The organism is Sporosarcina psychrophila (assembly GCF_001590685.1).
Classification (GTDB): domain Bacteria; phylum Bacillota; class Bacilli; order Bacillales_A; family Planococcaceae; genus Sporosarcina; species Sporosarcina psychrophila.
The window spans coordinates 591,854-605,972 of the sequence record NZ_CP014616.1; the positions used below are offsets into that span (position 1 = coordinate 591,854).

7 protein-coding genes and 1 pseudogene are annotated in these 14,119 nt (G+C 34.9%); 7 read left to right on the forward strand and 1 reads right to left on the reverse strand.

Features of this window, described 5'->3' with window-relative positions; genetic code table 11:
* The first annotated feature begins 12 nt into the window (after positions 1-12).
* From AZE41_RS02875 to AZE41_RS02885, 4 genes and pseudogenes are all read left to right on the forward strand, one after another.
* Positions 13-5,856 (forward strand): S1 family peptidase, encoded by a 5,844-nt coding sequence (locus AZE41_RS02875; protein ID WP_067205420.1) that lies wholly within the window; start codon positions 13-15, stop codon positions 5,854-5,856.
* A 14-nt stretch (positions 5,857-5,870) separates the two neighbouring features.
* Positions 5,871-6,116, forward strand: a complete 246-nt coding sequence (avs1c, locus tag AZE41_RS02880; protein WP_067205422.1) for an AVAST type 1 anti-phage system protein Avs1c — start codon at positions 5,871-5,873, stop codon at positions 6,114-6,116.
* Between the two features lie 513 nt (positions 6,117-6,629).
* Complete coding sequence (locus AZE41_RS21995; RefSeq protein WP_418064638.1) at positions 6,630-6,743, forward strand: helix-turn-helix domain-containing protein; 114 nt, start codon at positions 6,630-6,632, stop codon at positions 6,741-6,743.
* Positions 6,710-6,901: pseudogene (locus tag AZE41_RS02885) on the forward strand (ATP-binding protein); the annotation flags it as partial. The gene AZE41_RS21995 and the pseudogene AZE41_RS02885, both read left to right, overlap by 34 nt.
* Positions 6,902-7,571: 670 nt before the next feature.
* On the opposite strand, the gene AZE41_RS02890 reads toward AZE41_RS02885, so the two are convergent.
* The gene (locus AZE41_RS02890; RefSeq protein ID WP_067205428.1) at positions 7,572-9,002 is read right to left on the reverse strand and encodes a hypothetical protein; all 1,431 of its coding nucleotides are present in this window, start codon (positions 9,000-9,002) and stop codon (positions 7,572-7,574) included.
* A gap of 942 nt (positions 9,003-9,944) precedes the next feature.
* Between AZE41_RS02890 and AZE41_RS02895 the strand changes: the two genes are divergently transcribed.
* The 3 genes from AZE41_RS02895 to AZE41_RS02905 are packed head-to-tail and all read left to right on the forward strand — an operon-like array spanning position 9,945 to position 13,971.
* A complete protein-coding gene (locus AZE41_RS02895) occupies positions 9,945-10,406 on the forward strand; it encodes a PadR family transcriptional regulator (RefSeq protein ID WP_067205431.1) in 462 nt (153 codons plus the stop codon).
* A gap of 12 nt (positions 10,407-10,418) precedes the next feature.
* Positions 10,419-12,161, forward strand: coding sequence for an ABC transporter ATP-binding protein (locus AZE41_RS02900; protein WP_067205433.1), 1,743 nt, complete (start codon positions 10,419-10,421; stop codon positions 12,159-12,161).
* Positions 12,154-13,971 carry an ABC transporter ATP-binding protein gene (locus tag AZE41_RS02905; RefSeq protein WP_418064639.1) on the forward strand — a complete coding sequence of 606 codons (1,818 nt, stop codon included), beginning with the start codon at positions 12,154-12,156 and terminating at the stop codon, positions 13,969-13,971. The genes AZE41_RS02900 and AZE41_RS02905 overlap by 8 nt, the downstream gene beginning before the upstream one ends.
* Positions 13,972-14,119 lie beyond the last annotated feature (148 nt).

A 14,119-nucleotide genomic window follows, 5' to 3' on the forward strand; every position in this document is an offset into this window, starting at 1 on the left:
GGGGGTGAGTTCTTGAATAGTGTTATTGAAAAATCAATTGGAAGAGTCAGTTGTAATGGGGATATTGGTACAGCTTTTTTAATAAATGATCGACTGCTTCTAACAGCTGAACATGTGGTAAAAGAAAATTTACAAGATTCAAATAAAAAAATTGAAATAGAATTTCCGAATAATTTTGGAAAAGGAATAATTTTTAAAGCAAGAGTAATAACATCTGATTCTTCTTTAGATGTAGCAATACTTGAACTTAATACTTCTTTAAATCATATCTTAGGATTAAAAATAGATAGTTCTGATATTCGATATGATGATTATTGGGAAACATATGGATTTTCAGTAGGAAAGTGGAATAATGGTGCCAGATTAAATGGGCAAGTTTTAAGGTCACATTTTAATAGTGAAGCTAATGCTTGGGATTTAGATCTGATGTCAGAGCCAGAACTTGAAAATTACGAAGGTTTATCTGGTTCGCCAATCATTATTAACGAAGTCGTTAAAGGTATTATGTTAGCGGAACTTGATGGCTCTTTAGGAGCAATAAGTATTAAAAAGATAAAGCAATTTCTACATGATGCAGGCATTGAAGATGAATCAAGTAAAAACGATATGGTATTAGAATCGTTACCTAGTACACCTGTAACATTGGATTTAGAAAAACTTATTTTAGAAAATCGACAAGGTTTCATAATCTTAAAGGGAAGTCCTGGTTCTGGAAAAACTACGCTTACGACTTCTTATGTACCTGATGAGGAAAAAATAAAGGTTTTAGGGAAATATATAATTAGAGATAAATTAGATAAAGTCCCAATTTCCTACCGTGCCTCTGAAATAGTATTTGCGGAATGGTTAGAAGTTAAATTATATCATGCACTTCACCATAGTTTACCAAATAAAAAAGATCGCCTCTTGCATGAATGGGTTGCTCATATCACCAATTTATTACATGAAATTTCCAAATTATACGAAAGGGAAGATCGTATTGGAGTAATAATGGTTGATGGTATAGATGAGTTACACCTTTTAAATAAAATGGACTCGTTTTTTAGTTTAATACCAGAAAAGTTACCAAACAATTTGGTAATTTTTTTAGCATGCCAAAATCAGGATATTCTACCTCCCCATTTTCAAGCGCAAATAACAGATGCAAGAACAATAAAAATGGTTCCAATTTCTATTGAACAATGTCGCCATTTTATTTTACATAAAGTATCAGACTTACAGTTACCGTTGGGAGTAATAGACACTATTGCAGAAAAATCAGAAGGACATCCTCTTTATCTGAGATATTTAATTGAATATACAAAACAATTGAACAATTGTACTGAAATAATTGATTGGATTAACCAGATACCTGAATTTGGTGGTGAAATTGCGAATTACTATGAATTGATTTGGCAGAGTATTAAAAAAGAACCTCATGAAACTTGGATTTTGGCAACTATTGCGAGAATGAGACAAGGGATTGAGAAGAACGCGATAGAAAAAATATTACCACAGGAAGCCCGATATGTATTTATTTCAATTTTCCCTAAAATACAACATCTATTAAATGATGCAGAAAAGGTATCAATTTATCACTCTTCTTTCGCAAACTTCATTACAGAGAAAACACTTGAAATGGAACAAAACATACATTCAGCTATAGCCGACTTTTGTATACAAAATGTAGAACATTATTATTCTATTAACAATATACTATTCCATTTAATAAACTCTGAGGATGATAAACGAATACAGTCAGTTAATTATTGTGATCAGAGTTGGGCTGACCGTTGTGCGAATAGGCATGTAGATCCTGACCTGTTATTACAAGATTTAGAACAAGTACTACATGTTGCCTTGAATTTGGGTGAATTTCCCAAGGTAATTCGATTACTTTTACTATCTCAACGTATTAAATTTAGGTATAATAACATATTTGCTGAGTACGCAACAGAGTTAGCAAATACACTAATTTCTCTAGGAAAACCGCAAGAGGCAATGCGCTATATTATGCGTGAATCTATATTAATAGTTCGTGACGAAGATGCGCTCTATTTTTTATATAGTTTTTATAACGTTAATGCACTTGAAGAAGCTGAACAATTATTTAAGGTTATTCGAGAACGTTGGATTTATGAAATGGATAGAGGCACTTTGACTTATGGTGCTGTACAGTTTTATTTCAATTCATTAAGTATAAAATCAAGTTTAGATGTTAATAATCCTTCACTTGAATTTTTTAAAGAGTTACGATTTTTAAATGAGATTTTACGTGATGAAATTCAAAATAAGTCTGAGGAAGCCAAATTACTAATTGAAAAAATTGTAGCATATAATAAGGCATTTTTAATTTGGAAGAAAGATGAATATGCTCGAATACAAGAGTTACAACAGAGAGGACTTCCTCTAAATGAAAACTATGCTGCAATCTTATGCAGAATATTAATAAACCTGGAACACTTCGAGTATTGGGATAAATCATCTTACAATAAAGAAACGATTGAAGGACTTTTACACGACATAAATTATGTCTTTGAAGAGTATGGTTGTAAGGATGATGATAAGCAATTGATACTAGTTTCTTTAACGAATATGAAATTTAGTAATATAGATATTGTTAGAGACTTGATAGAACATGTACAAAGGACAACTACATCAGTCTTTTCACCACAGATGCAAAATGGGGTGGATTTTAATTACGAATCTTTCTATCAACATTTTGATTTGTGGAGATATAGAGGTTTGATTGATCAAAATGAAAATTATCCTCAAATAAAGGAAGCATCTAAAGCCAAATTAGAGTGGGAAGGTTATTTAACAAGCATAATTGAATTTACAGGTTATATGATGGGAAGAGCATGGCGTGCAATCATGGTTGATGAAGAAGTTAGACTTGTAGATATTTCTAATACTATTGAAAAAGTATTGTTACCAAGATTGGTAGTACCTTTAAAGGAAAGGGTTAATTGGGATAGAAGCTATTTCTTACCAGAATCTTTTTACCCTTTAATTTATAAAGAGATTGTATCTTTTTATATTATATATAATCAGAATCAACTGCCGACTTTTTTCGAATTCATAGACACTCATTGTTATGATCAATTAGGACTCTATTCCGAAGGTTACCGAGAAACAATGTTTGCGATTATTGACGAGGCTATAAATTTCGGAGTACAAGCGAAATTAGTTTTCCCTTTAATTAAGAAGCTAGAGGAACATATTACTTTTGGAATTCCAAATCGTTGGGAAAGATCAAGAGATCTACTTGTTATTACCAAGTTATATGCTAATTTAGGAAGCGATCAAAGATCAAAAAATTCCTATCAAGAAATGTTAAATACTTCAATGGGACCTGCTTGGTATAAAGAAGATCAGCTTATGATAATCGAAACCTCTATGATGAATTTGAATCATTCAGGTGAAGTGCCAATGTTTTTGAAAGAAATTGCAGGTCACCTTGATTTTGCTTCTGGAGAAATGACTTTCCAAAGACATATACGCCAGCAAAAAGAAATTTTTATTGGTAATTTATGTGCTGTAGGAAAAGTAGCTGAAGCCATTAGATACTATAAACAGGCCACTTTATCAAAATCGGAGGAAATAATTGGATCGGTAGAATCTGAACAAGTTGACTATCCAGATAGAGGAAAAGGTTATATTTTTGGTGCATGTTCATTAGATGAGCAAAGTAGTATTTTAGAGATTCTTGAAAATACCTCAAATGTAAATGGATTATTAAAATGGGCTTTTTGTGAATTATTTATTATTGGTGATGATAGGTATTTAGGGCGCTTTTCAAAAATTATGGCTGAATTACTTAATGAAAGAGAAGTAAGTGGCTCTAGAGAGCTGCAGTTTTTATTTAGTAGCTTACTTAAAATAATGCTTTCAGACATGACAGAGAAGATCAGGTCAGAGTTTTTATCTTATTTAAGTAAATGGCTATCAAAAAGTAATTATACTCATTTATTAAGTTTGATTGAAAAATCCAACTTACACATAACGGAACATTCAGAAGGATGGAATAGCGAACAATATGTACCAAAAGAGGATGTATCATTTGAGGAGAAAGAAGAAAGAAATGATTTATTTTTCCCAGGTACCTTTGGTAAACAAGCTGCTTTAATCGAGCAAGAAATTCGTTATGAACGAGCGAAGGAATATCTAGATATAGAAAATTATGACTTGGCAAAACAGGCATTTATAGAGGGACTTAGAATTGTTCAAGACGGTGCCTGGAATTTATGGAGTGGTAACGTTAATAACAGTGTTAATGATACATTTGAGAGTCTTTTAAAAATCACTAGTATTTCAGAGTTAATTCAATTAATGCATGAATTAATTATTGATGAAGTGTATGCAGCTGACTGGTTGATAACGAATAAACTAATTTCGCTTGCAGGGGAAAGTTTAAACACTGAGGAATCCGATGAAGTATTTCAAGTTGTCTTGGATCATATTCAAAATATGGTTAGAACTCCAAGTGAAATAAAGGGAAAATACAATTGGATAGAACTAGGCCATAAGAGTAATCCAAATAATATTGAGTTGACGGAGTTATTTATCTGGTTATTAAATCATCCTTCAAATAATATTAAGTATAGATGTTCAGAAATATTATTAGGAATAACTAAAATGGAGCCAAACTATTATGTTCCCTTTTTAGCAAATTATATATTACATGCGGAAAAAGGAGTATCATCTGAATTATGTGCAGGGATTTTACAAAACTTGTGTATAGAGAATACTAGTTTAATTTCAACTTTTATATTAAATGATATGTTCTTTAAGAAGATTTTAGAAATAGACCATTTTATGATTAAATATAGTTTTTTAGAGATGATAAAAATTATGTCTGATGAAAGTGAAGAAGTTAATGAATTTTTCAATTCTTTGGAAAAAAGTTTTTCACTGTTAGTATCTAACACACCACTTATAGATGAATCAATTAATTTACCTATATGGTTAACTCCATACCAGTATATTTTTGATGAATTATTACAAGAAGGTGTGTGGAATTCAATATATTATAATGAATTGATTAATAATATAATTGAAAAAGCACAACCTCTTACCCCTGAAGAATTAGTTAGAGTTGATGGCTATATTGGTAATAGTTTCAGAAAAAAAGAATCTAATATCATTATGGAGGAAATTGTATTAACAGAGATAAATAGAATACTTTCAAATAGAGTTAGTATAAATAAAATAACTGCTGTTGCAAATATCTTAAGATTTTATAATCCCTATTTCCCATCAGCAAATCTACGATTATTTCATAAGCCAAGTTTAATAAGTATTATGGAAACGATGCCCATTGATTCAACAGATATTGATAGATTAACAGGGGAAGATGGATATGATTATTTACATTATTTCGAGTTGGTTTATTCTTCTGAGGAAAGGCAATATAAACATATTGAAATAACAGGTTTCCTTGCTCATAAAGAGGCATTAAAGAAACGTCCTTTTAAAAGAAGTGAAATAGCCGAGACGATTCTTCCAAAACATATGCCGCACAAAGAATCAACTAATTCTAGCTTCAATCAGATGTATAGACCGGCCATTTATAAAATTGAACCATATTCAGGTCTCATAGGGGGGGGGAATACACCCGCTTTTATACATCAAGAAATTGAAAATTTAATAGGGGAAGTAAATACAAAGGATATTATTCGGGAATGCTGGATAGATGGGCGAGAATGGGAAATAAATAAAAGAGGTTTACCGTTACGAGAAGGGTCACGTCTTCTTATATCAAAACAAAAAGTAAGTACATTGAACTCTATAAATTGGAAGCTAATATGGTTAGTTGAGTATGAAGATAGGCTATTGCTCATTGATAGAGATAATAGAGAGATTTTCGAAATATAGAACGGAGATGGCAGATGAATATTCAACCGATGGATACCCCAAAAACAAGGCAAGAATTTGAGAGGAATTTTCATTTAGCAGCAGAGCAATTTATAGAGGGTAAGACGATTGTAGGGAACGTACCAAGACTTGCTGAAGGGCTTCTAAAAGTAAGGAAATTACCTAATAATCGTATTGATTTTCTTAGTGTTGATGAAACAGCAAGATTACATGTAAACATGGTATCGAATTTTCATGATAGTATTTTTGATAAAGCTTAAATTATACTTAAAGTTAATTAAATGAAGATAAAAGGTAGCCTGTGATTATAATTCACAAGCTGCCTTTTAATTATGCTTAAACCGACTAAAAATTTCATTTGTAATATTTAATAACATCTGTAAAATATCTTCATTTTTATCTTTAAGAGTTTCTATGAAAATATTTATAAGCTCTTCTCGTATATTTTCATTATCATCAAATGTTTTAACAGAAGGTATAAAAACACTTTCTGGATCTACCTGTAAAGATGGTTCAGTTCTGTCAATATATTAGCTATAGTTATTTTAGTTTTCACTCTTCATGAATTACTTCACATTGTTGTAGTAAACAAAAAAGCGACATTAGCTTAACATTTCGCGGAATATTTTTCTGGTTACATACAGATGTGTGAATATCGGTGTTAAAATCCTCAATATTAACGGTTTAAAATTCCCCAGTTTTCACAGATAATCTATTTCAGATAGAGATAGATTGGAAGTGTAGGAATGACGTTATTGTTGGAGGATTTTTTTATGATAAGAGAATTGAAACAGAAAGGTTGGACGATTAGTGCAATCGCAAGGGAAACAGGATTTAATAGAAAAACTATCCGAAGGCTTCTCAAAAAGGTACTCTCTCTTATTTAATGAAGCGTTTATGTAAACCGGATCTTATTATTTTGGATGAGATTGGATACTTTGACTTCGATGAAGTCACAGCCAATGTGTTTTTTCAAATCGTTTCCAAGCGATATGAAAAAGGGGCTATGATCATTACTTCAAACAAATCTTACTTAGAATGGGGATACATGCAAAAAAGCCTCCAATCAGCATAAGCTGATTGGAGGCTTTTTGAATGATAATAACCATTTTGCACAAACCCACCAACATCCATTATGTTGCCACATACACTCTACACATGCGGAGTGTGGAGAAAACACTTTATACGTTGCTAAGAACATGCTAACATTTTGCTAACGCAATCAAATGAAAAACGGTTAATTCTCATTAAAGATGTTACACCTCTGATTAGCTAAAACCTTGATATACCGCACCTTTGGAACACCTCGTGAAAGATATTACACACTTTCACCTTACGGGCGGCATGATGTAATTCTCTTCACAAGCTATTTTGTGAAGCTGTCTAGTTCATAATTAATTAGTATAGGAATAACCACTTCTCAGAAAATTGGAGAGGTGGTTATTTTTTATGCTTTTAAAATTAGTTTATCTAGATTGAACTATAGAATTCCATTCAATTTGCTACAGCGCTACTAGTTTTATTGGTGGTAGTGAGAAAAATATAACTAAGCTATACTACATAAAGCCCTTGAAAACTCTTAATAGAGTTTCCAAGGGCACAAAGTTTTGTCATCATTAAATTCTCAATGTGATCAACCGTAAATCATAGGGTTAAGGCGCGGAAAGATATCACTTCCCGCTAAATAAATTATTTATATAATTTTAATTGTCATTTTATTTTTTTAGTGAGTTAAATAAAGAATTGTAAGCTGTAACAACTTGTTGATAGTAACCGACTAAGTTGTCCCAAACCGTTGATTGAACAGCTTTTTTAGCAGTTTCTTTCGCAGTATCGTCACTATCAACAGGTGTTTCTGCTACATCTTCAGCGGGTTCTTCCGCAGCAGCGTCACCATCAACAGGTGTTTCTGCTACATCCTCAGCAATTTCTTCCGCAGTATTGTCACTATCAACAGGTGCTTCTGCTACATCCTCAGCAATTTCTTCCGCAGTATTGTCACTATCAACAGGTGCTTCTGCTACATCCTCAGCAATTTCTTCCGCAGTATTGTCACTATCAACAGGTGCTTCTGCTACATCTTCAGCAGGTTCTTCCGCAGCAACGTCACCATCAACAGGTGTTTCTACTACATCTTCCGCTACATTGCCATCTTCATCTGGTAAGATCATACCAAGATGTTCTTGGATTAGGAAATCGTAGTAATCAATTAAACTTCCATAATTTTGTATGACTGATCTATATTCATTTATTTGCTCTTCTGTTATGATAGTACTATCAGTAGATTGGTCAGGTGACATGGTATCTTCATTGATATTATCGTCAGCTGGCTTTTCTTTTTCATCAGTTTCATTTGTTGACTCATCTTCATCAGTAGACACCTCTGAAGGTTCCTCTTCAACGACAGTTTCCTCTTCAACAACAGGTAGATTAGTTGCATCGTCTTCAATTACAGGTGCATCCGCTGCATCCTCTTCAACGACAGGTAGATCAGTTACTTCGTCTTCAATTACAGGTGCATCCTCTTCAACAACAGGTAGATCAGTTGCATCGTCTTCAATTACAGGTGCATCCGTTGCATCGTCTTCAACAACAGGTAGATCAGTTACTTCGTCTTCAATTACAGGTGCATCCGTTGCATCCTCTTCAACGACAGGTAGATCAGTTACTTCGTCTTCAATTACAGATGCATCCGCTGCATCCTCTACAACAACAGGTAGATCAGTTGCATCGTCTTCAACTACAGGTGCATCCGTTGCATCCTCTTCAACGACAGGTAGATCAGTTACTTCGTCTTCAATTACAGGTGCATCCGTTGCATCGTCTTCAACAACAGGTAGATCAGTTGCATCGTCTTCATCTGTAAGATTATCCGAATCATCATCTTCATTCGGTGCGATTTCCTGCAAATTTTGATTTGCAATTGTACGCATCATTTTTCCTTTTTCAGGTGAACCCGGAATGCTTGATGCAAAAGATGAAACCTCTGCACCGTGATTTTTAAACGCTGTTTCCTCACCATTTTCAGCTCCTAAAGCCGAGCCACCTGCTCCGAAAATAGCAGCTGTTATCATTGAGGTTGACATTACAAACGGCAAAATCTTCTTGTTCGTGCTTTTCCCTTTTTGATTAGTTTCTTTAACCAAGAATCATCAAACTCCCTTTAATTGAATTTTTTAATCTCGACTACTAAATAAGAAATTGAAATAACACTCATTCTATTAAGCCGTTATGTTATGTACATCTACCTCCTTCACAAGCCAGAGCCTAAAATTAGGGTCAGTTTTTAAAATATCCGTTATGAAGTTTTTCAAATGAATAAATTTAGCAGTGCCCCTTCTGCTTATTAACTACAATAACAAAAGAAAATAACAAGAGTATAACGGTCAAGTAACAATTTTCCATGGAAATATTAACCCTTGTCATAAATGAAAAACACTCCAAGAGTCCTGACACTTGATTAGCCAAAGACTAAAAAGGGGGGTCTATTCTAATAGATATGCCTAGTAAATCCAATTTCCACCTTTTATAAAAGCATCGTTAAAGTGCTATGCAAACGTATTGCATTACTTTTATGACATAGATAGTGAATGGTCTAAACGATCTAACGTTATTCAATTTTAATATTACATTCAGAAATAGCGAGAAATGGACTACCTATAAAAAACTAAGCATGAACGGTTCTGAGACAAGCTAAACTCTACAAAACACAGTATCTCTTGCGGAAATGATACTGACAACTGAAGCTGTTATTGCAGATTCATTTGACGCGAATCCAATTGGCGACGGAATGACTGATATGGGCGGCAAGATATAAGAAGGGAATCATACCCTTTCGAAATCATTGCATTGAAGGTCTAGCTTTCATCTTTGACCATATTGCGAACACATATAAAATTGAAAAGCATTCTTACCTTAAGGTAAGGTAAGAATGCTTTTTTTTCATGAAAGGAAAATAGAAATTAATCTTAAAGAGTTTATATAGGTCAATAAAGAGCTTGAAGAATATAACTTCTTTCGGATACTATCTATTGTTTTTAATCGATATGTCGGTTAAAATTATCGATATAAATAAGGAGAGGGTTTAGATGAAAAGACGGAGAGGGTTTGTACAAATCGCTATCTTGCATTTACTTAAGGAAGAGTCGATGCATGGTTATCGAATCATGAAGGAATTAGAAGATCGAGCAGAAGGATTTTACTCGGCAAGTGCTGGTACGGTTTATCCAGCGCTTCAAGAATTATTGGAGCGGGAGATGATAGACCTTGAGTCTACATCGGACAAAAAAACTTATGATATTAAAGAAAATGGAATAGCGCGCTTGGAGGAGTTTGCAAATCGGCGTGAAGGGGATTTTTGGGTCGAGTGGAAAGCACGCTTTGTTTGGCAAAGTTCTGAAGAAGCCATTCAATTAAAAAATACGATAGAAATATGGGAAGCTGAGCTACGAACAGCTATAAAACAGGTAAGGCGGAATCCAGAAGGATCTGCAAAACTGATTACATTTATAGAAGAAATGACTGAAGTTTTAAAGAAAGATAATAAATAAGGGGGAAAAGGAATGAAATCCCTACAAAAACTTTTTAAATATGTTGAACCCTATACTGTTTTTGCAATTTTAGCTCCACTTTTAATGTGCGTTGAAGTAGCAATGGATTTATTACAACCAATGATTATGCAGCATATTATTGACGTGGGAATCGCAAATAATGATAATGCTTATGTCATAAAGCTGGGATTGTTAATGCTATTGACTGCTTTTATCGGTTTAATTGGTGGGGCAGGCAGTACAATTTACAGTACGAAAGTAGCTGTCAATTTTGCAGCGGATATACGGCGTGATGTGTTTAAAAAGACAGAGAAATTTTCTAGTGAAAATATCGATTCATTTGGTGTTGGAAAACTTATTACTATTGTGACGAATGATGTTACATCCGTTCAGCAGGCATTAATGATGATGTTGCGCGTTTTTATACGTGGGCCGCTATCGTTTATAGGGGCTGTTGTGATCGTGTGGTTCACAGCTCGTGAATTGTTCCCCGTATTAGTAGTAGCTATTCCCATACTGATGGCATTAATTTATTATTTTTCTTCTCAATCGGGAAAGTTGTTTGTGAAAGTACAAAAAGCAATGGATCAAGTAAATACAAAGCTTCAAGAAACTTTTGCTGGTATTCGGGTCATCAAAGCATTTAATCGACAGGTTTATGAACAAGAAACGTTCCGAAAGGTGAATGATACGCTAACAAAGCGTAATATGTCTGCGGAGCAAGTGATACTTACATTGATGCCCATTATGCTTTTCGTTGTCAATCTAGGCGTAGTTGCTGGGATGTGGATGGGTGCGATCAAGGTAAATGAAGGAACACTTCAAGTGGGTGTTATTTTAGCATTTATAAATTACTTAAACATTATTATGAACGGATTGATGACAAGTAGTCATGTATTAATGCAGATTACGCGGTCGTTTACTTCAGCTAATCGAATCGGGCAGGTACTGGATACTGAAATCAGTATTCAGGAATCTGAAATAGCTTCTTCACTTCCGGAGACACGGGGTGATATCGAGTTTAGGCATGTGAATTTTAGTTATAGTAAAAATGGAGAGTATGTACTCAAAAATATTACTTTTCGTGCAAAAGCTGGAGAGACAATCGGCATCATCGGTTCGACTGGCAGTGGAAAATCGACGCTTGTTAATTTGATTCCCCGCCTTTATGACCCGGATTCGGGAGAGATTCTCATTGATGGCGTAAATAGTAAGAAATATTCTCTTGAGAGATTAAGAGAGACAATCGGTTTCGTCCCACAAAAAGCAACGTTGTTTTCGGGACCGATTGAAGAGAATTTACGTTTTGGTAAAGGAGATGCGAGGCTTGTGGAGATGAAAGAAGCGGCTGATTCCGCAGTTGCTACTGAATTTATTGAAAAGTTGGACGGGGAATTTGCTTATAAGTTAACGCAAGGGGCAACGAATCTGTCCGGTGGTCAAAAACAACGTCTATCGATGGCCCGTGCTTTTATTCGTCAACCTAAAATTTTGGTGCTAGATGACACCACTTCTGCAATAGATGCTTTATCAGAAGCTTCGGTTCAACAAGTATTAAAGCAGCGCTATCCAAATACAACCAAGTTCATCATTTCTTCGAAAGTGTCTTCGATTATCGATGCCGATCAAATTCTTGTGATTGACGATGGAAGAATTGAAGCAAGTGGTTCACATGAAGAATTGCTGGTGAAAAGTAGCGTTTATCGCGGAATTTATGAAACGCAAAGCGGGGGGGGGGGTCTTTCCTATGAGTAAAACTTCCGTACAGCCTGTCCCAAATGTAATGGGACGTGCACGTGGGCCAAGAGGATTTGGCGGTCCAGTGGTTAAGGCAAGGGATAGAAAAGGGACAATCAAGCGAATATGGACATATATGAGGAAGCAAAAAGTAGCAATCATCAGTTCGATTATTTTAGTTGTTTTATCTACTTTATTAGGTTTACTCGTACCCTATTTAATCGGTGTGATTATCGATGAATATATCATTCCGAAGAATTTGAATGGTACATTAAAACTTTTAACTTTATTAGCAACTGTATATATTCTCGCATCCATTTTTACATGGTTGCAAACTTTTCTGATGGTTCGTGTATCGCTTCAAACGATCCGAAGATTGCGTCAAGATCTATTTGATAAGTTCCAAACATTGTCGTTGCGCTTTTTTGATAAACGTACGCATGGCGACTTAATGAGCCGAGTGACGAATGATATTGAAAGCTTAAACAATGCACTTAGTCAAAGTGTCATCCAAATTTTTTCATCTATTTTAATGGTGTCAGGTGTTGCGATTGCGATGTTTCTATTGAATTGGATGCTTGCAATTGTCTCGCTACTCATTATTCCATTGATCATTTTTACGACGAAAAAGATTATTAAATATAGTAGCAGTAATTTTATCAAAAGACAGCGTGATTTAGGCGAGTTGAATGGCTTTATCGAAGAAGCCATTTCAGGAAACGAAGTGATTTCACTTTTCGGTCAAGAGGAAACGACGTTCAAGAAATTTGATGTGGTCAATGAAAGACTACGGCAATCGGCAACTGCAGCTGACACTGTTTCGGGATTTCTCGGACCAATCAATAACTTCATTAACAACCTTGGACTGGCATTGATTATTGGCGTAGGGGCACTTATGACGGTGGAAGGTTTTGCTACAGTCGGGATCATCGCTGCTTTTGTTACGTATTCGCGACAATTTTTCCGACCCATCAATCAGTTATCTAATTTATTAAATACCTTTCAATCCGCAATTGCTGGTGCAGAGCGGGTATTTGAAATTATGGATGAGCCATCAGATCTACAAGATAAAAAGAATACGATTTCAATTGATTCCTTTAAGGGGGATGTTGCATTTTCTAATGTAAACTTTTCGTATGAGGATGATAAACCAGTTTTGAAAAATATTAGCTTCCGCGCAAAAGCGGGTGAGAAAGTTGCATTGGTAGGTCCGACTGGTTCAGGAAAAACGACAATGATCAATCTATTAATGAGGTTTTATGATATAGACTCTGGGGAAATTAACATTGATGGTCGGAATATTCAGGACTATGAAATTAACCAGTTGCGTGAGAAAATTGGCATTGTGCTTCAAGACACCTTTCTATTTTCAGGGACGATTATGGAAAACATTCGTTACGGTCGTCTAGAAGCAACGGATGAAGAAGTCGTTGCCGCGGCCCAAATGGCTTCCGCACATGGGTTTATCAAACATTTGCCTGGGCAGTATGAAACGCACATCATGTTTGGAGGCTCCAGTTTAAGTCAAGGTCAGCGTCAACTACTCGCCATTGCTCGAGCAATTTTAGCAGATTCTGATATATTGATTTTGGATGAAGCGACATCGAGCATTGATACGAAAACGGAAATTGAAATCCAACGGGGGCTAGATCAATTATTGAAAGGTCGAACGAGCTTCGTCATTGCTCACCGTTTAAAAACAATCGAAAGCGCTGATCGAATTTTAGTCATCCATCATGGGGAGCTCATTGAATCCGGCACGCACGAAGAGCTATTAGCAATGAAAGGCTTCTATCATGAACTATATGAAAGTCAGTTTACGATTTGAATATTAATGCTTGCGTGAGCCCTAGGAGGATTGGGTACAATAAAAACTATGAATCCCTATTGTATCAAAGGGCAATTGGTGTTTCATTATAAAAAGGGCGCTCATCAATTCGCTGAATTGGTAAGTGGCCTTTTTTTCTAATCCTCGT